Raw genomic sequence first — 23,997 nt, 5'->3', positions numbered from 1 at the left:
ATGGCAAAAGCGATTATGGTGCAGGGCACAATGTCCAACGCAGGAAAAAGTCTGCTGGCAGCTGGGCTTTGCCGGATATTTAAACAGGACGGTTATAAAGTGGCACCATTTAAGTCTCAGAATATGGCACTGAATTCTTTCATTACCGAAGAGGGACTGGAAATGGGAAGGGCTCAGGTGATGCAGGCGGAAGCAGCAGGTATCAGGCCTTCTGTATATATGAACCCTATTTTGCTGAAGCCAACTACAGATGTGGGTTCCCAGGTGATTGTCAACGGAGAAGTGCTGGGAAATATGAAGGCAAGAGATTATTTTGCCTATAAGAAGCAGCTGGTTCCGCAGATTATGGAAGCATATCACAGACTGGAAGAGGAATATGACATTATTGTGATTGAGGGAGCAGGAAGCCCGGCGGAGATCAACCTGAAAGAGGAAGATATCGTTAATATGGGCATGGCAAAAATGGCCAAAGCACCGGTTCTCCTGGTGGGAGATATTGACCGGGGTGGTGTATTTGCACAGCTGATCGGTACCGTTATGCTTCTGGAAGAAGAGGAGAAAAAGATGGTCAAAGGTCTGATCATCAACAAGTTCCGTGGTGATAAAACTATCCTGGATCCAGGGGTAAAAATGCTGGAAGAAAAAGCAGGTATCCCGGTAGTAGGCGTGGCACCATATCTGCAGATTCAGGTGGAAGATGAAGACAGCCTGACAGAACGGTTTGACCGGAAAGCAGCAGTAGGAGTCATCGATATTGCGGTGATACGTTTGCCACGAATCTCTAATTTTACGGATTTTAATCCATTTGAGAGTATGGAAGGAGTCTCTTTGCGTTATGTAGGCAGCGTGTCAGAACTGAAGAATCCGGATCTGATTATTTTGCCTGGAACAAAGAGTACCATGGCGGATCTGGCCTGGATGCGTCAGAATGGCCTGGAAGCAGCAGTCTTAAAGGCGGCAGCATCGGGAAAACTGATTTTTGGTATCTGTGGCGGCTACCAGATGCTGGGTGAAACCTTAAGCGATCCGGAAGGAGTAGAAGGTGGCGGAACTATGAAAGGTATGGGCCTGCTTCCGATGGATACCGTATTTGCAGGTGATAAGACAAGAACCAGAGTCAGCGGGACTTTTACACAGGTGGAGGGCCGGCTGAAGGAATTGTCCGGAGTAGAGCTGGAAGGTTATGAGATCCATATGGGTGTGACAACGGTAAAAGAGGGCGCCCGGTCTCTTACAGAGATCACGGATCATGGTGCTCAGACAAAAGGGCAGACAAAGAAAGATGGGGCCTATACGGATCATGTATATGGTACCTATGTGCATGGGGTGTTTGAAAAAGAAGAAGTTCCAAAGGCTGTGATCTGCGCAATTGGACGGGAAAAAGGGCTGGATGTGAGTGAGATTACATCGGTTGATTTTGCACAGTTTAAGGAGACACAGTACGATCTGCTGGCGGCAGGATTAAGAGAACATCTGGATATGAAAAAGATCTATGAGATATTGAAAGAGGGAATTTAAATGAAGGTACAGCTGGAAAATGTAAAACCGATGGATATTGAAAAACGCAGTTTTGCTATTATTACGGAAGAACTGGGATATGAACTCCCGGAAGATAAGGCACCGATTATCAAGCGATGCATTCATACCAGTGCAGATTTTGATTATGCCCAAAATCTTATGTTTTCCGATGATGTAGTGGAAAAGGCACTGAAAGCATTGAAAAACGGAGCCTGTATTGTGACAGATACCCAGATGGCAAAAGCGGGAATTAATAAAAAGGCATTGCAGAAGTTTGGCGGGGAAGTGTACTGCTTTATGTCAGATGAAGAAGTGGCTGAAATTGCAAGAAAGAATGGTACAACAAGAGCAACAGCCAGCATGGACAAGGCAGCAGCGTTACAAAAACCACTGATTTTTGCAATCGGTAATGCGCCTACAGCACTGGTCCGTCTATATGAACTGATCGAGGATGGAAAGTTACAGCCGGAACTGATCATCGGAGTACCAGTAGGATTTGTGAATGTGGTACAGTCAAAAGAACTGATTATGCAGGCAGATGTGCCGTATATTGTGGCAAAGGGCAGAAAAGGCGGAAGCAATATTGCAGCCTGTATCTGTAATGCACTTCTTTATATGGCAGGCGGCAGAGAATAGCGGAATCGAGAATGCCTGTATAAGAAAAATTTAAGATGCAGTTAATGTTCTGGAAGCCATGGTATGTTATGATAGCAGTAACGTACTTGGAGGAGGATATCATATGAGATGCAAAAATAAGATAAGAACATTACAGATGGGAATGTTAACAGGGCTGATGGCATTTGCCATTCCGGTGCTGACCGGCGCAGAGGATGCAGCAGAACAGGTGGATATAGAGGAATTATTTTATACGTATTCCAATGATACCCAGGTGTATGATTTTACAGATCCGGCTTATCTGCAGGGACGGCTCAGTTCACTGGAGTATAAGAAGTATGATGGATATCTGGCCCTGGATCAGCTGGATCTGGACTGGAACGGAACAGAAGAATTGCTGGCGATCCGGGTAAAACAGCCGGATGAGAATACCGATCAGAACAATCTGATTGCAGAAGTATATCAGTATGAAGGGGATAAACTGAAAAGAGCTGCCCAGTGCACTCTGGCGGAAGACATTTTGACGACCAGTGAAGCAGATATCAATGTGTTCCTGGTCAGCACGGATAACGGCATGTATCTTTGCTGTGAAGAAAAGGAGACCATGAATTTTCTGGCAGACGGTGTGGATTGGAATCTGCGCACATTTACCTATGATGGAACGTCTTTTGTACAACAGGCAGATACTGGAATTGCCGGCAGTGCATGGGAGGATAGCGAGGTAGAACCAGCCAGAGATGCGTTAAACGCTATGGGGCTGTATCCGGCAGAACTGGTAACCATTCCGATAACCGATCAGGTAGATAATCTGACGAAGGTGAATGTGATACAGCGGTATCTGACGGAAGATATAGATACGGTGGATGCATATCTTGACAATCCAGAAGCAGAGCTTATGCAATATGGTGAGACCTGGTTCCACAGCTATCAAAATGAGAACCGGGAAAATAAAAATGCAGATAATTTTGCTGCTTATGAAGAACAGTCGGAGGCATTGGCAGAAACAGCTGATTCCTCAGAAGATTATATCATCCCAGACAGTGACAGCCGCTATATTACTGATGAAGATCTGACTGGACTTTCAGATTACGAAATTCTGCTGGCGAGAAATGAGATTTATGCAAGACATGGTAGAATCTTTGTAAATGAAGATCTGAACAGTTATTTCAGAAGCAAGTCCTGGTATCAGCCGGCAGTAAGTGGCGAAGACTTTACAGAAGAGTATGCGGCAAGTGTATTCAATGAATATGAGAGAGCGAATATTGACACCATTGTGAAATATGAGCAGGCTCATAACATCAATCAAATGTAAGAGAACATAGAAAAAGGGGAAGAGAGATGGCAGTACAGACAAAAGCAATTCTGGTTGTGAGCTTTGGTACCAGTCATAATGACACCAGAGAAAAGACGATTGACCAGATTGAAAACAGAATTCAGGACAGTTTTCCGGATTATCGGGTTTACCGTGCCTGGACCAGTGATATGATTCGAAAGAAATTAAAGAATCGGGATCAGGTTCAGATTGACAGTGTAGAAGAAGCTTTTGCCCGTATGAAGCAGGACGGCATACAGCAGGTGATTGTACAGCCGACCCATGTGATGAATGCCATAGAAAATGATAAAATGCGCGGCCAGATTCTGGCTGCGCAGAAAGATTTTAAGGAAATCCGAACAGGAGATCCGTTATTTGCCACAGATGCAGACCGGGATCGACTGGTAGAGATCCTGGGAGAGTACTGGAAGGAGATTCCAGAGGAAGAACTGCTGATCTTCATGGGACATGGTACTTCCCACGAAGCAAACTGTGTATATGAAGATCTGGATCTGGCACTGAAAGCAGCAGGACATGACAATATGTATGTAGGTACAGTGGAATCACTTCCTACCTTACATATGATTATAGAAAAAATTCAGTCACTGCCAGTAAAAAAAGTACACCTGGCACCATTTATGATTGTAGCGGGTGATCATGCCAGAAATGATATGGCAGGGGAAGAAAAAGATTCCTGGGGAAGCCTTCTGAGGGCAAGAGGCTATGAGGTGCAGTGTCACATTATAGGACTGGGGGAACTGGAAGGAATCCAGAATATGTTTGTACAGCATGTGAGGGAAGCAAAATGAGTATACAGATGTTAGGAATTGACCATATGAAGGCATCCATTGATGTACGTACTGTCTTTTCCTTTACGAAAAAAGCTATTGGAGAAACACTGGAAAAATGGAAAGAGCATCCGCAAATTGCAGGGTGTGTCATATTATCCACCTGCAATCGTATGGAAATCTGGGTCAGCAGCGTGGAAGAAGAACTGGATCTATATGATCTGCTTTGTCAGGAAAAGAAAGTAGATCCAAAGGAGTATGAAGAGTATGTTGTCTGTCGCCGTGAGGGTGAAGCAGTGCAGCATCTTTTTGAACTGGCCTGTGGACTGCAGTCCAGGATTCTGGGTGAAGACCAGATCATCACACAGGTAAAGGATGCCCTGACACTGGCCAGAGATCAGTACGCAACGGATAATGTGCTGGAAGTGTTGTTTCGCATGGCAGTAACAGCGGCAAAGAAAGTGAAGACGGAAGTGACTCTTTCAGATGCCAACAGCTCTGCGATTCATAAAGCAGTACAGGAGTTAAAAGAACAGGGCTATTGTTTTACAGGAAAAAACTGTATGGTAATCGGAAATGGAGAAATGGGTAAGCTTTCTGCAAACGTATTTCGTGAGCAGGGAGCTTCCGTTACGGTTACTGTCAGACAGTACCGCAGCGGTGTGGTGCAGATTCCGGATGGCTGTTCCAGAATTGATTATGGAAAAAGGCTGGAACTGCTGCCTTCCTGTGATTATGTAGTTAGTGCCACCTCCAGCCCGAATTATACCTTAACTAGGGAAAGTCTGGAAGCACTGCATCTGGATCATGATGTGGTCATGATTGACCTGGCGGTTCCAAGAGATATTGAAGTGGCTGTAAACGAACTGGATCATGTCACTTTATATGATATCGATTATTTTAAAGCGGATCATACCAGTGCCCAGGTGAAGGAGAATATCAAAAAAGCAGAAGCAATTCTGGATGTGCAGATGCATGAATTCTTTGACTGGTATGAAGGCAGAGACGTGATTGAACAGGTACAGGTAATCAAAAAGCAGGCTACAGAGGACTTCCATCTGAGAATTCAGAAACAGGTAAGAGAGCTGCAGCGTACGGCACAGGAAAAAGCACCACAGGAAGTAGAACAGATCGACCGGCTTCAGGAATATGTGGAAGCAGCGGCCGGAAAAGTAATCAATAAGATGATTTTCGGAATGAAGTCAAGGCTCAGCGATCAGGCATTCCGGGAATGTATCGAAGCAATAGGAGATGTATTTCGGGAATGAGCAGAAAAATAGTGATCGGCAGCAGGGAAAGTAAACTGGCTGTCATTCAGACAGAAATGGTAAAAAAATATATAGAGACCAATTGTCCGCAGATGCAGGTAGAGGTTCTGACGATGAAGACAACCGGAGATGTGATTCTGGATCGAACTCTGGATCAGGTGGGCGGAAAGGGCCTGTTTGTAAAAGAACTGGATAAGGCGCTGATGGACAGACGCAGTGATCTGTCAGTACACAGTTTGAAGGATATGCCGATGAAAGTGCCAGAAGAGCTTCCACTGGTGGCATTTTCCAGAAGAGAAGATCCAAGGGATGTACTGGTACTTCCGCAAGGAATGTCAGAACTGAATTTTGATAAACCAATTGGATGCTCCAGCAAACGGAGAATTCTGCAGCTGCAGGAACTGTATCCACAGGCTACGTTCGCTACAGTACGCGGAAATGTGCTGACTCGTCTGCGTAAGCTGGATGAGGGAAATTTTTCCGCACTGATTCTGGCAGCAGCAGGATTGAAAAGACTGGGACTGGAAGAACGCATTTCCCGTTTCCTGGAGCCAGAGGAGATGATTCCGGCTGCAGGGCAGGGAATTCTTGGAATACAGGGAAGAGCAGGCGAAGATTATCGTTTCCTGGACACCTATAACGATGCGGATGCAAGAGACTGTGCACTCTGTGAACGTGCATTTGTGAGGATTCTGGATGGTGGATGTTCCTCTCCTGTGGCAGCCCATGCCAGAATAAAAGAAGATCAGATTCTGCTGCTGGGTCTGTACTATGATGAGATGGATGGCGGATACCTGAAAGGAAGTCTCTCAGGACACAGAGATCAGGCGGAAGCACTGGGAGAACAGCTGGCACTTCAGCTGAAGGCGGAGTATGGAAGGAGAAACAGCAAATGACAGGAAAAGTATGGCTGGTAGGAGCCGGACCCTCTGATCCGGGTCTGTTTACCAGAAAGGGCGAACAGATTTTAAAACAGGCAGAAGTAGTGGTTTATGATGCACTGGTAGGGCAGAGCATCCTGAATATGATACCGGAAAATGCAACATTGATTAATGTGGGAAAACGATCCTGTAAGCATACTATGAAGCAGGAACAAATTAATCAGGTCCTGGTTGAGGAAGCAAAAAAAGGACAGCGTGTGGTTCGTTTAAAAGGCGGAGATCCGTTTCTTTTTGGAAGAGGCGGTGAAGAGCTGGAACTGCTGGTGAAAGAGGGAATTCCTTATGAGGTAGTACCAGGAGTGACATCTGCGCTTTCGGTACCGGCTTATAATGGAATTCCGGTAACACACAGAGATTACTGTTCTTCTCTTCATATTATCACCGGACATAAACGTCAGGGAGAGAGCTATAACATTGATTTTGAAGCACTGGTCAGAACAAAAGGAACACTGGTGTTCCTCATGGGCGTATCAGCGCTGGGAGACATCTGCCAGGGACTTCTTCAGACGGGTATGGATCCGGATATGCCGGCAGCTCTTTTGATTAAGGGAACGACGGCAGCTCAGAGAAGAATTGTGGCAACCGTGGCAACTTTAAAAGAAGAAGTAGAACGGCAGGGGGCTGAGACACCGGCCATTATCGTAGTCGGAAAGGTATGCAGCCTTGCTGAGGAATTTGAATGGTATGAGAAACTCCCATTGGCAGGAAAGAAGATCCTGGTGACCAGACCGAAAGAACTGATCTCTGAGATGTCTGCAAAGCTGCGTAGTGCCGGAGCGGAAGTACTGGAACTGCCGGCTATCCGTACTGTGCCATGTGAGGATCAGAAAAGACTGGTGCAGGCCTTAAAAGAGATCAGTACTTATCAGTGGCTGGTATTTACCAGCCCGACTGGTGTGCGTGTGTTCTTTGAAGAGATGGATAAACAACATATGGATATTCGTGCTCTCTGCCGGATACGTCTGGCTGTGATCGGATCCGGAACGGCAAAAGAATTAAAGAAACACGGACTTTACCCGGATCTGATGCCAGAAGAATTCTATGGAGAAGCCCTTGGAAAAGCACTGGCTGAAAAATGTCAGGATGGAGACCACATACTGATCCCAAGAGCAGCCACTGGCAACCAGGAGCTGGTACAGATCCTGACAGACAGCAAAAAAGTTACTATTGACGATATCGCTACATATGATACCATATATGCGGGATCTGCTTTGATTGATGAAAAGCAGGAGTTCGAAAATGGCAGTATCGATTATGCTGTTTTCACCAGCGCCTCAACAGTAAAGGGTTTTGCAGAAGCAACAAATGGACTGGATTATGCAAAAGTTCATGCGGTCTGCATTGGCCGACAGACAAAGGCAGCAGCAGATACCCTTGGTATGCAGACAGAAATGTCTGAAAAACCGACCATGGATTCAGTAGTAGAAAAAGTGGCAGAGTTGTGTCAGAAACAGGGTTAGGCAGCTTTGTTCCAACAGATACCGATCAGACAAGGAGGAAGGTCAGATGGAAATGACAAAAAGACCAAGACGATTAAGAGGAAGTATGACACTTCGGAAGATGGTACGGGAGACCAGAATGGATAAAGCCTCTCTGATGTATCCGATGTTTGTTATGGATGGAGAAAATAAAGTAGAAGAGATTCCTTCTATGGAAGGACAGTACCGCTATACAGTGGACCGTATGGGTGAGTGCCTTCAGGAACTTCTGGATGCAGGAGTTACTTCAGTTATGCTGTTTGGAATTCCGGCAGTAAAGGATGAAGTAGGAAGTCAGGCATATGATGACAATGGTGTGGTACAGCGTGCTCTGCGTTATGCAAAAGAGCATTTCCCGCAGATGTATCTGGTAACCGATGTATGTATGTGTGAATATACATCCCATGGTCATTGTGGAGTGCTGTGTGATCATGATGTAGATAATGATAAGACACTGGAACTGCTTGCCAGAACCGCAGTTTCTCATGCAAGAGCAGGTGCACAAATGGTGGCTCCTTCGGATATGATGGATGGAAGAGTGGCGGCAATCCGGGAAGCACTGGACGAGGCTGGATTTACGAATGTGCCGATTATGTCTTATGCAGTAAAATATGCATCTGCATTTTATGGCCCATTCCGTGATGCAGCAGGATCTGCACCTTCTTTTGGAGACCGCAAGACGTATCAGATGGACTTCCATAACAGCAGAGAGGGAATCAAAGAAGCGTTGCTGGATGAAGAAGAAGGCGCAGATATCATCATGGTAAAACCGGCGATGTCTTACCTTGATATGGTGGCTAAGGTAAAAGAACAGGTGACAACACCGATTGCATGCTACAGCGTCAGTGGAGAATACGCTATGGTGAAAGCCGCTGCCAAAATGGGCTGGATCGATGAAGAACGTATTATCTGTGAGATGGCGGTATCCGCTTACCGTGCAGGCACAGATATTTATATTACTTATTTTGCAAAAGAACTGGCAAAATGTATGGATGAGGGGAAAATAGGATGAGCAGATCAGAAGAATTATTCAGACAGGCAGTAGAACTGATCCCGGGAGGGGTCAACAGTCCGGTAAGAGCTTATGGAAATGTGCATGAAATACCACGTTTTATTGCAAGCGCTGACGGTCCTTATATCAGCGATGTGGATGGAAATACCTATGTGGATTTTATCGGTTCCTGGGGTCCAATGATTTTGGGAAATAATGATAAAAGAATTTTGAACAGTGTAGCAGAGGCAGCAGGAAAGGGACTGAGTTTTGGCGCAGCCACAGAAGCAGAAGTAGAGATGGCAAAGCTGGTTTGCGATCTGGTTCCTTCTATTGAGATGGTACGTATGGTGAATTCCGGTACGGAAGCAGTGATGAGTGCCATTCGTGTGGCAAGAGGATTTACAGGTAGAAATAAAATCGTGAAGTTTATGGGATGCTATCATGGCCATAGTGATGCGATGCTGGTAAAGGCAGGTTCAGGTGTCATGACAGCAGGTATCCCGGACAGTGCCGGAGTACCGGCAGGTTGTACCCAGGATACCTTATCTGCAGAATACAATAATCTGGACAGTGTACAGGAACTTTTTGACCGTTATACAGAGGAGATTGCAGCTGTCATCGTAGAGCCTGTTGGGGCTAATATGGGTGTGGTACTGCCAGAAAAAGGATTCCTGGAAGGATTGCGTGCTATTTGTGACAAATATGGCAGCCTTTTGATCTTCGATGAAGTTATTACAGGATTTCGCCTGAGCATCCAGGGTGCACAGGGATATTTTGGCGTACAGCCAGATCTCACCACATTTGGAAAGATCATTGGAGCAGGAATGCCGGTAGGCGCTTATGGCGGAAGAAAAGAGATTATGAAGCTGGTATCTCCGGTAGGAAAAGTATATCAGGCAGGAACGTTAAGCGGCAACCCGGTTGCTATGGCTGCTGGTCTGACACAGCTGAAAATTTTACGGGATACACCGGATTTTTATGAAAACTTAAATGCAAATGGTGACTGGTTCTATACGGAAATGGATCAGATCTTAACCGATCATCAGATTCCACATTGTCTGAATCATATTGGATCTCTTGGATGTGTCTTTTTTACAGAAGAGACGGTCAGAGATTATGTCAGTGCAAAGACGTCTGATACTGTCGTTTATGCAAAGTATTTTAAATACCTGCTGAATCATGGCGTATACATGGCACCATCTCAGTTTGAGGCTATGTTCTTATCCGGTGCACATACAAGAGAAAGAGAACTGAAGAAAACACTGGAAGTGATCGATGCATGCTGCAGCGAACTAAAATAAGAGACTGCCTTTTGGGAGTGCTGGGAATGCTGTTCCTGATTTCAGCAGCAGTTACACTGACGCTTTCTTGCAGATGCCTTTACCGGTCAGATATGAAGCATCTTCATCTGTCAGAAGAGACGGGGTACAGTGGAGAAGAGATACTGGCAAACTATGAAGAACTGATTGACTATAATTTGTCTCCGTTTCATACAAGGCTGGAATTTCCTACTTTTCCCATGTCAGAAGAAGCCAGAATTCATTTTCAGGAAGTGAAGGTGATTTTTCAGGGTTTTCTGTGTATGTTGATTGTCTCCGGAGTGGGATATCTCATTGGAGCGTTTATTTTGATACGAAGAAAAGAATGGAGATTTTTAAAATACACAGGGATTTGCAGTCTGGTTATTCCCATTGTAACAGGGATTCTGATAGCAGTGAACTGGGACTGGGCATTTGAGACCTTTCATGAACTGGTCTTTGCCAATGACTACTGGCTGTTTGATCCGGTTACAGATCCCGTGATTCTGGTTCTTCCGGATGAATATTTTATGCACTGTGCGGTCATGATCATCGTTCTGGTAGTGGCCGGGGCACTGGGATGTCTCGGATGGTATCAGATAAAAAGACATTGCAGCTGTCAAACTGTATAAGGAAGGAAAAAAGGGTCATACTCTAAGAAAAAGAAAGGAGTATGATCTTTTTTTATGAAAAAGAAAGAAATCATCAAAAAGACGGATCTGGATCAGCTTTCGCCAAAAGAAAAAATGAAATACGAGATAGCGGAAGAACTGGGATTGCTGGATCGTGTACTGACAGATGGATGGAAGACTCTTTCTGCCAAAGAAACAGGGAGAATTGGGGGAATTATGACCAAAAGAATGCGCAAGCCAAAACCATGATCTTGCAAGGCAAAATGGCCTATGTTATACTTGGATCATGAAAAATTTAGTACAAGATCTTAAAAACCAAAATTTCAGGCATATCTATTTATTTACCGGAGAGGAAGTCTATCTGAGGAACCAATATAAAAAAAAGCTGCAGGAAGCTTTGATTCCACCGGAAGATACGGTAAATATTAATTTCTATCAGGGAAAAGGCATTGATCTGAAGGAATTGATTGCTCAGGCTGAGACGATGCCTTTCTTCTCGGAAAGACGCCTTCTGGTAGTGGAAGACAGCGGATTTTTTAAGACGGCGACACCAGAGCTTGCCGAATATCTGGAACAGGTACCAGATACCACGTATTTTCTGTTTGTAGAAACGGATGTTGATAAGAGAGGAAAGCTATATAAGACGGTGAAGAAGCAGGGCAGCGTGGTAGAATTTGCCAAACAGACAGAAGATACTCTGATGCGCTGGATACTTGGAATATTAAAAAAGGAACAGAAAAATATTACCCGGTCTACGATGGAACTGTTTCTGGAGAAAACAGGAACCGATATGAATCAGATCAGTATGGAACTGGAAAAGCTGTTATCTTATACAATGGGAAAGGAGATTATCACAGCGGAAGATGTTCAGGAGATCTGTACCAGTCAGACGGTGAATCAGATCTTTGAGATGATCAGTGCCATGGCAGAAAAAAATCAGAAAAAAGCACTGGATTTGTATTATGATCTGTTAGCGTTAAAGGAACCGCCGATGAGAATCCTTTACCTGATTGCCAGACAGTTTAACCAGATTATGCTGATCAGCGAACTGAGCAGCCAGGGACTGGGACGAGAGACGATTGCAGAAAAACTGGGTATTCAAAGCTTTATTGTCCGAAATGGGCTGCGTTATGCCAGATCCTTTACGCAGGAACAGCTGCGTTATGCAGTGGAGACGGCTGTACAGACAGAGACAGATGTAAAGACTGGAAAGCTGGATGAGAAACTGGCTGTGGAGCTGGTCATAGTAGAGATGAGCAAGTGATAAAACCTGAAGATAGAAGTTCGCTTGCGAACTTCTACGCCTGCGGCAAGTCGCTTTAGCGACAGAATACGATGTTGCCGCAGTGCGATCTACAGGTCTTTTTTTATGCAATGATTTGTCATTGCATAAAAAAAGACCATCGGATGACGGGCCGATGGTCTTTTCAAGTTCTCATTTATTAGATATTGTTAACAAGTTTTGCTAAACGGGAAACTTTTCTGGCTGCATTGTTTTTGTGATAAACACCCTTTGTAGTAGCTTTATCAATAACAGATGTAGCGTTCAGCAGAGCAGCAATAGCAGCATCTTTATCTTTTGCTGTAACAGCAGCTTCTACTTTCTTGATTGCTGTCTTCACACCAGACTTGATTGCTTTATTGCGTTCAGCTTTTGTTCTGTTAACTAAGATACGTTTTTTTGCAGATTTAATGTTAGCCAATTCCTGACACCTCCAATTATTCTCTTTTTCATCTTTTATGTTAAACTCGGACACGGACGTTCTAACATAAACATACTTCATTATTTTAGTGCAACACCTGAATTGTGTCAATACATATTTCGGAAAAATTTGAGAAAAATAGCAGAAAAGAAGTGAAAATTAAAAAGAAAGCGAGAAAAAATATGCGTGGTTATTTTGAGATACGTACGGATCTGGCCCTGGAGGCAAAAGAGAATCTGGAAAAGGGGAAAGAAGAATTGACAGGAATTCATGTCAGAGAGGAGCGGGACGATGAACACCGGATCTACACCACTACGGTAAGCATTGATACGGAAAACAGTGCCAAAGCCATCGGAAAGCCGGTGGGATGCTATATTACCATGGAAGTACCCGAGATGATGGACGAGGATGAAGATTATCACCGGGAGATTTCGATCTTTCTTGCAGAGAAGATCAAAAAGATGCGAAAAAGACAAAAAGGATCTGTATTGCTGGTGGGGCTGGGAAACCGCAATGTAACACCGGATGCACTGGGACCATCTGTAATTGACAACCTGAAAATTACCAGACATCTGGCAAAAGAATTTGGTTTTCTGGAAAGTACCTCTACGCAGGTAAGCGCATTAATTCCAGGAGTGATGGCGCAGACTGGAATGGAGACTCTGGAGATCCTGAAAGGTGTGATCAGTCAGACACAGCCGGATACGGTGGTGGTTATTGATGCATTGGCTGCAAGGAGTATCAAACGACTGAATCGGACCATTCAGATCTCTGATGCCGGGATTCATCCGGGATCTGGAGTGGGAAATAACCGGTGCAAGATCAATCAGGATACGGTAGGCGTACCGGTGATTGCCATAGGTGTACCGACGGTAGTAGACGCCGCTACGATTGTCTGTGATGCACTGGAACAGACGGGGCTGGAAGGAGAACAGATGCAGCTGTTCCGGGAAACGATTTCTCCAGGGCTTCATACGATGTTTGTAACTCCAAAGGATATTGACGAAACAGTAAAACGGATCAGCTACACCATATCTGAAGGACTGAATATGGCATTTTCCTGAAAAAACATTCATAAAAAGAGAAAAACGACATAAGTATAGTACAGAGGTGGAAAAAATGCGGTTATTGGACAGGCTAATCCGCGGCGTACTGACGATCAGTGTGATCCTGCTGGGCGGATATATTTTGGTAAGGACAGTCACAATTGCAGGGGAGAATGGGATGTTTCAGGATTCGCCTGTCTTATCTGCCCTGTACCGAAAGCTGGAAACAGCAGGAATGCAGATTTATATTCCGGTGATTTCTTATCAGGAAGATGTCCTGGAAGCTTCGCCGGAACAAGATCTGGCAGACAGTATCGGCAGATCGTTGTATCCTGCCGGTTTCTGGGCAGAAAGGGAACAGAAACAGGAAGGGCGGGAAGAAGAATACGAATTAATTCTGGCTGCGGAGGCAAGGGCAGAAGAAGAGAAAAAGCCCCTGGATCTGAAGCAGTGGATGGAAGAAAGAACAGAAGGAGACCAGGAAGCTGAGTTTGAAACACTTCTGAACCGATATTTTTCTATGGATGCAGCAACAACCATAGACAGCAGCCGGCTGAATAACAGCCTTCTGGATCTGGATCTTACACTGGATACCGAGAAAGAAGGTCCACAGATTCTGATCTATCACAGTCATTCACAGGAAGGATTTGTAGATACTGTGGAGGGTGATGATACCACTACGATTGTTGGCGTAGGAGATTATCTTGCAAAGCTGCTGACAGAGACTTATGGGTATCAGGTGATTCATGACCGGGGAGTTTATGATCTGGTGGATGGGGTGCTGGATCGCAATGTGGCTTATGATTATTCCGGAGCAGCTGTAGAACAGTGGCTTTCACAGTATCCCCAGATCCAGGTGATTATAGATCTACATCGGGATGGCGTAGACGGAAAAAAGTTTGTGGTACAGGAAAATGGCAGACCAACAGCCAATCTGATGTTCATTCTCGGTATGAGCCGCACAGCGGATCAGCAGGATATTTCCTATCTGCCTAATCCGTACATAAAAGAAAATATGGCATTTGCTCTTCAGATTCAGGAAAGGGCAGAAATCGCTGCTCCCGGTCTGATGCGCAATATCTACCTGATGGCATACCGTTTTAATCTGCACTATCGGCCGCGAAGTATGCTTTTGGAAGCTGGCACTCAGCTAAATACTCTGGAGGAAGAGAAAAATGCCATGGAAGTCTTTGCAGGGATTCTGGATGCAGAATTAAAAGGCAGGTAAGCTTAAGATTCAGGTATAGACAAAGCGGGAAATCATGTGCTAAAATGCCTCTTGAACAGGAGGAAATACTATTGGCAGCAATTGATCAGAATAAAATCAGAAATTTTTGTATTATCGCACATATTGACCATGGAAAGTCTACACTGGCAGACCGGATTATAGAGATGACAGGGCTTTTGACCAGCCGTGAGATGCAGGCACAGGTTCTGGATAATATGGATCTTGAACGGGAACGTGGTATCACGATTAAGGCACAGACCGTTCGAATTGTCTATAAGGCAAAGGATGGAGAAGAATATATCTTTAATCTGATTGACACTCCGGGGCATGTGGATTTTAATTATGAGGTATCCAGAAGTCTGGCAGCCTGTGATGGCGCAATTCTGGTAGTCGATGCGGCGCAGGGAATAGAAGCACAGACTCTGGCCAATGTTTATCTGGCATTGGATCACGATCTGGATGTGATGCCTGTTATAAATAAAATCGATCTTCCAAGTGCAGATCCAGAGCGTGTGATCAATGAAATAGAAGATGTAATCGGAATAGAAGCGCAGGATGCGCCGCAGATTTCTGCTAAGACAGGACTGAATGTCGATCAGGTACTGGAGCAGATTGTCACCAAAATTCCGGCACCGAAGGGAGATTCGAAGGCACCGCTTCAGGCGTTGATCTTTGACTCTGTGTATGACTCTTATAAAGGCGTTATTATTTTCTGTCGTATCAAAGAGGGAAGCGTACGCCGGGGAACGCCGATTCGCATGATGGCTACCGGTGCAGAAGCAGACGTGGTCGAAGTAGGATACTTTGGGCCGGGGCAGTTTATTCCATGCGACGAGCTCAGCGCAGGTATGGTAGGATATATTACCGCCAGCCTTAAGAATGTCAAGGACACCCGTGTGGGTGATACGGTTACGAATGCACTGTTTCCGTGTGCAGAGCCGCTTCCAGGTTACAAAAAGGTAAATCCGATGGTATATTGTGGAATGTACCCTGCAGATGGAGCAAAGTATCCGGATCTGCGAGATGCACTGGAGAAACTTCAGCTGAATGATGCGGCGCTGCAGTTTGAACCGGAGACATCACTGGCACTGGGATTCGGTTTCCGTTGTGGGTTCCTTGGACTGCTCCATCTGGAGATTATTCAGGAACGACTGGAGAGAGAGTATAATCTGGATCTGGTCACCACAGCTCCGAGTGTTATCTATAAAGTGCATAAGACCAATGGAGAAGTCATTGATCTGACTAATCCATCTAATCTTCCAGATGCATCCGAGATCGAATATATGGAAGAACCGATTGTTGGGGCAGAGATTATGGTGACGACAGAATATATCGGTTCTATTATGCAGCTGTGCGAAGAACGCAGGGGAAATTATCTTGGTATGGAATATATGGAGGAGACAAGGGCTCTTCTGAAGTATGAACTGCCGTTAAATGAGATTATTTATGACTTCTTTGATGCACTGAAGTCCCGATCCAGAGGTTATGCGTCTTTTGATTACGAAATGAAGGGATACCAGAGATCTGAACTTGTGAAACTGGATATTCTGGTAAACCGTGAGGAAGTAGATGCACTTTCTTTCATTGTGCATGCAGAGACGGCATATGAGCGTGGAAGAAAGATGTGTGAGAAACTGAAAGAGGAGATCCCGAGACAGCTGTTTGAGATCCCGATTCAGGCAGCAATTGGCAGCAAGATCATTGCCAGAGAGACTGTGAAGGCTATGCGCAAGGATGTACTTGCAAAGTGCTATGGTGGTGATATCTCCCGTAAGAAAAAGCTTCTGGAAAAACAGAAGGAGGGTAAGAAGCGTATGCGCCAGGTGGGAAATGTAGAGATTCCACAGAAGGCGTTTATGAGTGTATTAAAACTGGATGATAATTAGGAGTATACCATGCAGAAAGAACTGGAACTGTATCTTCATATTCCCTTTTGCGTAAGAAAATGCAGATATTGTGATTTCTTATCGTTTGCAAAGGATGAAGAAGTGCAGAATGCATATGTACAGGCCTTGTGTGAAGAGATAAAAGGATGGGACGGCTTTGAAAACCGTCCCATCTCTACAATATTCATAGGCGGGGGAACGCCAACCATATTGCCGGCCCGGAAGATAAGCAGAATTCTGGAGACTATTCAGGAAAAAAGAGATCAGGGCTTTCCGGCTCCGAAAGAGATCACCATAGAGTGTAATCCTGGAACTGTGGATGAAGCTGACCTGCAAACTTTTCTGTCGTCCGGAATTAACCGGATCAGCTTTGGCCTGCAGTCAGCGGATAACCGGGAGCTGGAGACTCTGGGAAGAATTCACAGCTGGGAAGAATTCCTGGAAAGCTACAGACTGGCCAGGAAGGCTGGATTCGAGAATATCAATGTGGATCTGATGTCTGCGCTTCCAGGACAGACTCCGGCCGGGTGGCGCAGGACCCTGGAAAAAGTGCTTGCCCTGCAGCCGGAGCACATCTCGGCCTATAGCCTGATCATAGAAGAGGAAACTCCTTTTTATCAGATCTACGGAGAAGCGGATCGGTGCAGGCGGGAAGACGAACCCCAGTCGCTCCTGCCGTCTGAAGAAGAAGAACGTGAGATGTACGAAGATACAGGAAGAATATTAGCAGCACACGGATATCACAGATATGAAATATCGAACTATGCAAAAGGGGGAAAAGAATGTCGGCATAACTGTGGTTACTGGACAGGAATCGAGTATAAGGGGTTTGGTCTGGGCGCATCGTCTCTGCTGCAGAAACGTCGATATCGAAATACAGAGTCTCTGGAAAGTTATCTGGATGGAGCCTGGCAGCCGGAGATGGTGGAGGCACTGACCAGAGAGAACGAGATGGAGGAGACTGTGATTCTGGGGCTGCGAATGATGGAAGGCGTATCCGGAGAAAAGTTTTATCAGAAATATGGAAAACATTTGGCAGATATTTATGGAGAAACAATCCGAAAGTATGTAAAAATGGGGCTGATGGAAGCAGATAAACAGGGAATAAGGTTGACAGAAAGCGGAATTTCTGTCAGCAATGCGATTTTGTCTGACTTTCTGATCAGTGAATAAATTTGGGAGTTTTTTACAAAAATATTAAAAAACTATTGAAAGATATTGCATTGAATAGAGCAATATAGTATACTATTTGCAGGATTTGCAAAGAAATGGTAATAAATATGCGAATTCTTACTTCATAACGTACCAGATAATGGAAAGGGAGGAAGTATGAAGAAAACAAAAAAAGTAATCATGATGCTGATCACGGCATTACTGATCATGGCAGTGCCAGCGAGTGCACAGGCAGCATTTAAGGTTACGAAATCAGGTGTCTCATTGCCATCAACTATCAAGAAGGGTGCCACCTTTCAGATGAAGGGAACGTTGAAAGCCAATGAGAAGATGACAAAGATCAGTTGCACGATTTATAACTCGAATGGTAAGAAGTGTCTTCAGCGATATGACAAAAAACTGAATGGAAAGACCTATAATCTGAAGAAGGCAGATCCGTATCTGGCTTTTGACAGACTGGCAGCAGGCAAATATTATTATCGTGTATGCGTTTATAATGCAAAGGGAACCAAGAGAAGAGTAGTCAATCGGAAGTTTACTGTAAATGATACAGCAGCTTCCAGTGGAAGCATCAAGATATCCAATCCGTTGCCATCAGGTGATTTTACACTGAATGCAGGACAGTCTTATTCCCTGAGTGGAACGATCACTTCCAGGTATAAGATGAAGAAAATTACAGCTAAGATTCTGAACAGCAGTAATCAGGTTGTATACTCCAAGGTGTCCAAGCCGAACAGCAAGAAATATTCTCTGAAGAACAGTGCGATTGACAGTGCCATGAAGTTTGATGCACTGACAGCAGGTACATACACATTTCAGATTAATGCAATAGATTCAGAGAAAAACAATGTGGTATTGATCAAGAGATCACTTACTGTAAATGCCGGAAGCAATAATGTATCTCCTGGTTCAACAGGAAGCAATAATACAGCAGGTAATTCTGAGAGTCTGGATTATTCAGGTATCGTGACAAAGCCATCCGGATATAAAGCAAGAACCGGAAGACCGGCAGTATCGAATCCGTATTATTACAATTCTTCTTACAATATTTACTACAAGTACAACAGTCTGGCACCGACAGGTAAGAAGTATTACGCAAATTATTATGTATTAGGTAACTGCACCTGGTATGCATGCGGACGTGCTATGGAGATCGTAGCCAGCGCAGGCGGCAATATTTCAAGGGTACAGCAGATATTCGGTGGAGATCCGGTAGGTATCTATAATACGAATGCTTCTAAGAGAGTATTCAGTTACGGAACATCACCAAAGATAGGTGCACTTGCCATTTTTAATTATGGTTCAAGTGGAGATGCGCATATTGCGGTTGTAGAGGACATCGTTAATGGTGTGCCATATGTATCTGAATCAGGATACGCATTTGGAACAACCGTTCCTGCAGCAGACCGGTCCAACATTGTGTTCAAGTATCAGAGTATTTACAATTGGGCAGGAGGAAGACAGCTGTTGGGATATATTTATCTGATTTAATTATTGAAGAAAAAGAGAACAAAAAAAGAATCCATTTTGAGGATTCTTTTTTTGTTCTCTTATGCGTTTGCCAGAACCTGTTCTACTACGTAGTTATGTATAAGATTCGAAGTAGCTTCTGTATAATGAAGCCCGTCTACGGTATCATATCCCTGTTCTGTCAGGTAATCATAACAGTCCAGGTAGTGGTCAGGAAAAGCGGCTTTTAATGCCTGATTGAATTCCTGAATCATATCATTGGTGGTATTACACTGCGCATCATCAGAAAGAGGATTAACAGATAAATAATAAAATGGCGTATCCGTGAATTCTCTTGCAATACTTTGATACAGTTCAATGTAGAGATTCATGTTTTCCGGATCATTGACTCCCAGATTATAGACAATGGTCTGAGAAGGATCATTCTCCAGAAGAGTCCGAAGCTCAAAGACACCATCATCTGCAAACCACTGATAACCTTCCCCTTCCTTTCCAAGATAGGTGCAGGAATCTTGAACGGCTTCTCCCATGCTGACCGTTCTGGAATCACCTACAAATACAATAGAATGAGCAGGAACGGTGCTGGCTGTTTCAACAGCAGGAGCACTGCTTTCGGCTTCTGTCTGCTCCGTCTGAGCTGCCTCTGTAGCTTGTCTGGTCGAAGAAGACAGAGAAGGCAGACCCGGAAAGATGCTGGCAATCGTCTTCTTCACCGGATTGGCATCATCGGCATTCTCATAGGTCAGATACCCGGCGAGTCCAAGCAGAAACAGGATGGCCAGAGTGGCAAACAGAATCGTGAGATAATTTCGAATTTTCATCACAAAGTCCTTTCTTATGAAATTGTAAATATGCAGTAAATACAATACTGCAATCAAAGTTTAGCATATTTCCAAAAAAAGTCAAATAAAAGTAAAAAAGCCTATTGACATTTCGAAATACAGGTGATATCTTAAGGTCATGGAAATTAGCACTCGATAGTGACGAGTGCTAACAACCAAAGGAGGAATGAGGATGCGTCTGGATGATAGAAAATGGAAAATTTTTAATGCTATCATTAAAACCTATCTGGAGACTGGTGAACCGGTTGGATCCAGAACAATTTCAAAATACGCAGACTTAAACCTGAGTTCAGCAACGATTCGTAATGAGATGGCTGATCTGGAAGAGATGGGACTGATTATACAGCCTCACACATCTGCAGGCAGGATTCCATCAGATCAGGGTTATCGTATGTATGTGGACTATCTGATGGAGCAGAAAGACAAGGAAGTCAAAGAGATGCAGAACATGATGATTCAGAAGCAGGATCGTATGGAATCTGTACTGAAGCAGGTGGTTAAGGTCCTGGCAAACAATACGAATTATGCAACCTTGATTTCAGCACCGCAGTATCACAGAACAAAGCTGAAGTTTATACAGCTCTCCATTATCAGTGAGACACAGCTTCTGGCAGTGGTTGTGGCAGAGGGCAATATTGTGAAGAACAAGATGCTGAATTTTGAACATGGGCTGAACAATGAGATGCTATTAAAACTGAACATCCTGTTAAATACAGCATTAAATGGTCTTGCAATGGAAGAGATTAATCTTGGGCTGATCACGAAGCTGAAGGAACAGGCTGGTATCCACAGTGATGTGGTAAGCAAAGTTCTGGATACCGTAGCAGAGACCATACAGATGGATGATGAGATGGAGATTTACACCAGTGGCGCAACGAACATCTTCAAGTATCCGGAACTGTCAGACAGTTCCAGGGCCAGCGAGCTGATCAGTGCTTTTGAAGAAAAAAAAGAACTGGCAAGTCTGGTGACAGAGAGTATGGCTCAGACATCCGATATCGGAATTCAGGTTTATATAGGCAATGAAGCTCCAATTCAGAATATGAAGGACTGCAGTGTAGTGACGGCAACCTATGAATTGGGAAGCGGCATCAGGGGAACGATAGGAATTATCGGACCGAAACGAATGGATTATGAAAAAGTCGTTGATTCACTGAAAACTTTGAAGAGACAGTTAGACAACGTCTTTGAAGAACAGTAGAGTCAAAAATGATAGAACAGAAAGGTGGTCGATGAAAGTGGCAGAAGAAAACATGGAAAAGAACATGGAAGAAGCTGCAGAAGAGGTTACTGACAATGAGACAGAGACCGGCCAGAACACAGAAACAGATCAGAGTGTGGAAGATGCAGCTGCTGAATCTGTAAAAGAAGAAAAAGAAGAGACAGCACAGGAAGAAAAGAAAGACAAAAAGTTCTGGAAAAAAGAAAAGAAAGATAAGAATGCAGAACTGGTTGAGGAACTGACAGACAAAGTAAAACGTCAGATGGCAGAATTCGAGAACTTCCGTAAGCGTTCCGAAAAGGAAAAAGCAGGAATGTTTGAGATGGGAGCCAAAAGTGTCATTGAGCAGATTCTTCCAGTGATTGATAATTTTGAACGCGGTCTGGCAGCTGTGCCGGAAGAGTCAAAGGCAGATCCATTCGTAGAAGGAATGGAAAAAATTTACAGACAGTTCATGGATACCATGGATAAACTGAATGTAAAGCCGATTGAAGCAGTGGGCACAGAGTTCAACCCGGATTTCCATAATGCAGTGATGCATGTGGAAGATGAGGAAGCCGGTGAGAATGTGGTAGTAGAGGAATTCCAGAAGGGATACCTTTACAAGGATCAGGTAGTCAGACACAGCATGGTAAAAGTAGCAAATTAGTTTTTTCAGTATTACAGTTATGTATATAGGAGGACAAAATTATGAGTAAAATTATTGGTATCGACCTTGGTACAACAAACAGTTGTGTAGCAGTTATGGAAGGTGGAAAACCTACCGTTGTAACAAATACAGAAGGTGCAAGAACAACACCGTCTGTTGTAGCATTTTCAAAAACAGGTGAAAGACTGGTTGGTGAACCTGCAAAACGTCAGGCAGTAACCAACGCAGATAAGACCATCTCTTCTATCAAGAGACATATGGGTACTGATTATAAAGTGTCTATCGATGGAAAGAACTATACACCACAGGAGATCTCCGCAATGATTCTTCAGAAGCTGAAAGCAGATGCTGAGAATTATCTTGGTGAAAAAGTATCTGAAGCAGTCATTACGGTACCTGCATATTTCAATGATGCACAGCGTCAGGCAACAAAAGATGCCGGTAAGATCGCAGGTCTGGATGTAAAACGTATTATTAACGAGCCTACTGCTGCTGCACTTGCGTATGGTCTTGATAACGAAAAAGAACAGAAAATTATGGTATATGACCTTGGTGGCGGTACATTTGATGTATCTATCATTGAGATTGGTGATGGTGTCATTGAAGTTCTGGCAACGAACGGTGATAACAGACTGGGTGGTGATGACTTCGACCAGAAGATCACAAATTACATGATTGATGAATTTAAGAAAGCAGAAGGTGTAGACCTTTCTGTAGATAAGATGGCTCTTCAGAGATTAAAAGAAGCAGCTGAAAAAGCAAAGAAAGAACTTTCTTCTGCTACAACCACAAATATCAACCTGCCATTCATCACTGCAACAGCAGAAGGACCAAAGCACTTTGATATGAACCTCTCCAGAGCAAAATTCGATGAACTGACTCATGACCTGGTAGAGAGAACAGCTATCCCGGTACAGAATGCATTACGTGATGCAGGTATCACAGCATCTGATCTGTCTAAAGTACTTCTGGTTGGTGGATCTACACGTATCCCGGCTGTACAGGATAAAGTAAAAGCCCTGACAGGTAAAGAGCCGAGTAAGACTCTGAACCCGGATGAATGTGTAGCAATCGGTGCAGCAATCCAGGGTGGTAACTTAGCTGGCGATACAGGCGCAGGCGATATCCTTCTTCTGGATGTAACACCATTGTCCCTGTCTATCGAGACCATGGGTGGTGTAGCAACCAGACTGATCGAGAGAAACACAACGATCCCTACTAAGAAGAGTCAGGTATTCTCTACTGCAGCAGATAATCAGACAGCCGTTGATATCCATGTAGTACAGGGTGAGAGACAGTTTGCGAAAGATAACAAGTCCCTTGGCCAGTTCAGACTGGATGGTATCCCACCAGCAAGAAGAGGTGTGCCACAGATTGAAGTTACCTTTGATATCGATGCAAATGGTATTGTAAATGTATCTGCAAAAGATCTTGGAACAGGAAAAGAACAGCACATTACCATTACTTCCGGATCTAACATGTCTGACAGTGATATTGAAAAAGCAGTAAAAGAAGCTGCTGAATTCGAAACACAGGATAAGAAGAGAAAAGAAGCAATTGATGCAAGAAATGATGCAGATGCTATGGTATTCCAGACAGAAAAGGCTCTGGAAGAAGTAGGAGACAAACTGGATGCTAACGATAAGACAGCCGTAGAAGCTGATATTACAGTATTGAAAGAGCTGGTAGAAAAGAGCAATCCAGAAGAAATGACAGATGCTCAGGTAGCTGAGATCAAAGCTGCAAAAGAAAAACTGATGGAAAGTGCTCAGAAAGTATTCGCAAAAGTATACGAACAGAGTCAGGGAGCGCAGGCTGGTCCACAGGGAGCTGGTCCTGATATGGGCGGTGCTCAGTACAGCCAGGGCAGCACAGCACAGAATAATGATGATGATGTCATTGACGCAGACTATAAAGAGGTGTAAAGTAAGTTC

Annotated in this window: 22 protein-coding genes; 20 read left to right on the top strand and 2 right to left on the bottom strand. The window is 44.2% G+C overall.

Annotated elements, in window-relative coordinates; all coding sequences use genetic code 11:
- From OCV47_RS02020 to holA, 12 genes are all read left to right on the top strand, one after another.
- The gene (locus OCV47_RS02020; protein WP_262653390.1) at positions 1 to 1,518 is read left to right on the top strand and encodes a cobyric acid synthase; all 1,518 of its coding nucleotides are present in this window, start codon (positions 1 to 3) and stop codon (positions 1,516 to 1,518) included.
- Positions 1,519 to 2,154 carry a precorrin-8X methylmutase gene (locus OCV47_RS02015; RefSeq protein ID WP_117447416.1) on the top strand — a complete coding sequence of 212 codons (636 nt, stop codon included), beginning with the start codon at positions 1,519 to 1,521 and terminating at the stop codon, positions 2,152 to 2,154. It abuts the gene before it with no gap.
- A 103-nt stretch (positions 2,155 to 2,257) separates the two neighbouring features.
- Complete coding sequence (locus OCV47_RS02010) at positions 2,258 to 3,445, top strand: YARHG domain-containing protein (protein ID WP_262653387.1); 1,188 nt, start codon at positions 2,258 to 2,260, stop codon at positions 3,443 to 3,445.
- A 26-nt stretch (positions 3,446 to 3,471) separates the two neighbouring features.
- Positions 3,472 to 4,254 (top strand): sirohydrochlorin cobaltochelatase, encoded by a 783-nt coding sequence (locus tag OCV47_RS02005; protein WP_262653385.1) that lies wholly within the window; start codon positions 3,472 to 3,474, stop codon positions 4,252 to 4,254.
- Entirely contained in the window at positions 4,251 to 5,501 is a 1,251-nt protein-coding gene (hemA, locus tag OCV47_RS02000) for a glutamyl-tRNA reductase (protein ID WP_262653382.1), read from the top strand. The genes OCV47_RS02005 and hemA overlap by 4 nt, the downstream gene beginning before the upstream one ends.
- Positions 5,498 to 6,397 (top strand): hydroxymethylbilane synthase, encoded by a 900-nt coding sequence (gene hemC, locus OCV47_RS01995; protein ID WP_262653379.1) that lies wholly within the window; start codon positions 5,498 to 5,500, stop codon positions 6,395 to 6,397. Before hemA ends, hemC begins: the two co-directional genes overlap by 4 nt.
- Positions 6,394 to 7,902, top strand: a complete 1,509-nt coding sequence (cobA, locus tag OCV47_RS01990) for a uroporphyrinogen-III C-methyltransferase (protein WP_262653376.1) — start codon at positions 6,394 to 6,396, stop codon at positions 7,900 to 7,902. The genes hemC and cobA overlap by 4 nt, the downstream gene beginning before the upstream one ends.
- Before the next feature lie 46 nt (positions 7,903 to 7,948).
- Complete coding sequence (hemB, locus tag OCV47_RS01985; protein WP_117447409.1) at positions 7,949 to 8,932, top strand: porphobilinogen synthase; 984 nt, start codon at positions 7,949 to 7,951, stop codon at positions 8,930 to 8,932.
- Positions 8,929 to 10,215, top strand: a complete 1,287-nt coding sequence (gene hemL, locus OCV47_RS01980; protein WP_262653375.1) for a glutamate-1-semialdehyde 2,1-aminomutase — start codon at positions 8,929 to 8,931, stop codon at positions 10,213 to 10,215. Before hemB ends, hemL begins: the two co-directional genes overlap by 4 nt.
- 17 nt (positions 10,216 to 10,232) lie before the next feature.
- Complete coding sequence (locus OCV47_RS01975; protein ID WP_262653446.1) at positions 10,233 to 10,844, top strand: TIGR01906 family membrane protein; 612 nt, start codon at positions 10,233 to 10,235, stop codon at positions 10,842 to 10,844.
- A 54-nt stretch (positions 10,845 to 10,898) separates the two neighbouring features.
- The gene (locus OCV47_RS01970) at positions 10,899 to 11,093 is read left to right on the top strand and encodes an alpha/beta-type small acid-soluble spore protein (RefSeq protein ID WP_117447406.1); all 195 of its coding nucleotides are present in this window, start codon (positions 10,899 to 10,901) and stop codon (positions 11,091 to 11,093) included.
- A 37-nt stretch (positions 11,094 to 11,130) separates the two neighbouring features.
- Positions 11,131 to 12,108: a DNA polymerase III subunit delta gene (holA, locus tag OCV47_RS01965; RefSeq protein WP_262653374.1), complete on the top strand. Its 978-nt coding sequence runs from the start codon at positions 11,131 to 11,133 to the stop codon at positions 12,106 to 12,108.
- Between the two features lie 178 nt (positions 12,109 to 12,286).
- On the opposite strand, the gene rpsT is transcribed toward holA, so the two are convergent.
- Complete coding sequence (gene rpsT, locus OCV47_RS01960) at positions 12,287 to 12,547, bottom strand: 30S ribosomal protein S20 (protein WP_262653372.1); 261 nt, start codon at positions 12,545 to 12,547, stop codon at positions 12,287 to 12,289.
- Between the two features lie 182 nt (positions 12,548 to 12,729).
- On the opposite strand from rpsT, the gene gpr reads away from it, so the two are divergent.
- The 5 genes from gpr to OCV47_RS01935 all read left to right on the top strand — a co-directional run bounded on the left by gpr (position 12,730) and on the right by OCV47_RS01935 (position 19,371).
- Entirely contained in the window at positions 12,730 to 13,611 is an 882-nt protein-coding gene (gene gpr, locus OCV47_RS01955) for a GPR endopeptidase (protein ID WP_262653444.1), read from the top strand.
- 55 nt (positions 13,612 to 13,666) lie between these two features.
- A complete protein-coding gene (locus OCV47_RS01950) occupies positions 13,667 to 14,821 on the top strand; it encodes a stage II sporulation protein P (protein ID WP_117447404.1) in 1,155 nt (384 codons plus the stop codon).
- Between the two features lie 71 nt (positions 14,822 to 14,892).
- On the top strand, positions 14,893 to 16,707 hold the full coding sequence (gene lepA, locus OCV47_RS01945; protein WP_317244127.1) for a translation elongation factor 4: 1,815 nt from the start codon (positions 14,893 to 14,895) through the stop codon (positions 16,705 to 16,707).
- Between the two features lie 9 nt (positions 16,708 to 16,716).
- Positions 16,717 to 17,880 (top strand): radical SAM family heme chaperone HemW, encoded by a 1,164-nt coding sequence (gene hemW / locus OCV47_RS01940; RefSeq protein WP_262653370.1) that lies wholly within the window; start codon positions 16,717 to 16,719, stop codon positions 17,878 to 17,880.
- A 156-nt stretch (positions 17,881 to 18,036) separates the two neighbouring features.
- Complete coding sequence (locus tag OCV47_RS01935) at positions 18,037 to 19,371, top strand: CHAP domain-containing protein (protein WP_262653369.1); 1,335 nt, start codon at positions 18,037 to 18,039, stop codon at positions 19,369 to 19,371.
- 59 nt (positions 19,372 to 19,430) lie between these two features.
- Here OCV47_RS01935 and OCV47_RS01930 read toward each other — a convergent pair whose 3' ends face one another.
- A complete protein-coding gene (locus tag OCV47_RS01930) occupies positions 19,431 to 20,171 on the bottom strand; it encodes an SGNH/GDSL hydrolase family protein (RefSeq protein ID WP_262653367.1) in 741 nt (246 codons plus the stop codon).
- 187 nt (positions 20,172 to 20,358) lie between these two features.
- On the opposite strand from OCV47_RS01930, the gene hrcA reads away from it, so the two are divergent.
- From hrcA to dnaK, 3 genes are read left to right on the top strand one after another with little or no spacing between them, the layout of a single operon-like run.
- Positions 20,359 to 21,393: a heat-inducible transcriptional repressor HrcA gene (gene hrcA, locus OCV47_RS01925; protein WP_416888000.1), complete on the top strand. Its 1,035-nt coding sequence runs from the start codon at positions 20,359 to 20,361 to the stop codon at positions 21,391 to 21,393.
- A 31-nt stretch (positions 21,394 to 21,424) separates the two neighbouring features.
- Positions 21,425 to 22,063, top strand: coding sequence for a nucleotide exchange factor GrpE (gene grpE, locus OCV47_RS01920; protein ID WP_262653364.1), 639 nt, complete (start codon positions 21,425 to 21,427; stop codon positions 22,061 to 22,063).
- Positions 22,064 to 22,104: 41 nt separating this feature from the next.
- Entirely contained in the window at positions 22,105 to 23,988 is a 1,884-nt protein-coding gene (gene dnaK / locus OCV47_RS01915; RefSeq protein ID WP_262653363.1) for a molecular chaperone DnaK, read from the top strand.
- The last annotated feature ends 9 nt before the right edge of the window (positions 23,989 to 23,997 follow it).

This window comes from Muricoprocola aceti, assembly GCF_025567005.1.
GTDB lineage: Bacteria > Bacillota > Clostridia > Lachnospirales > Lachnospiraceae > Marvinbryantia > Marvinbryantia aceti.
The sequence above is the reverse complement of the archived record's forward strand: the minus strand, read 5'-3'. Positions and strand labels throughout refer to the sequence as shown.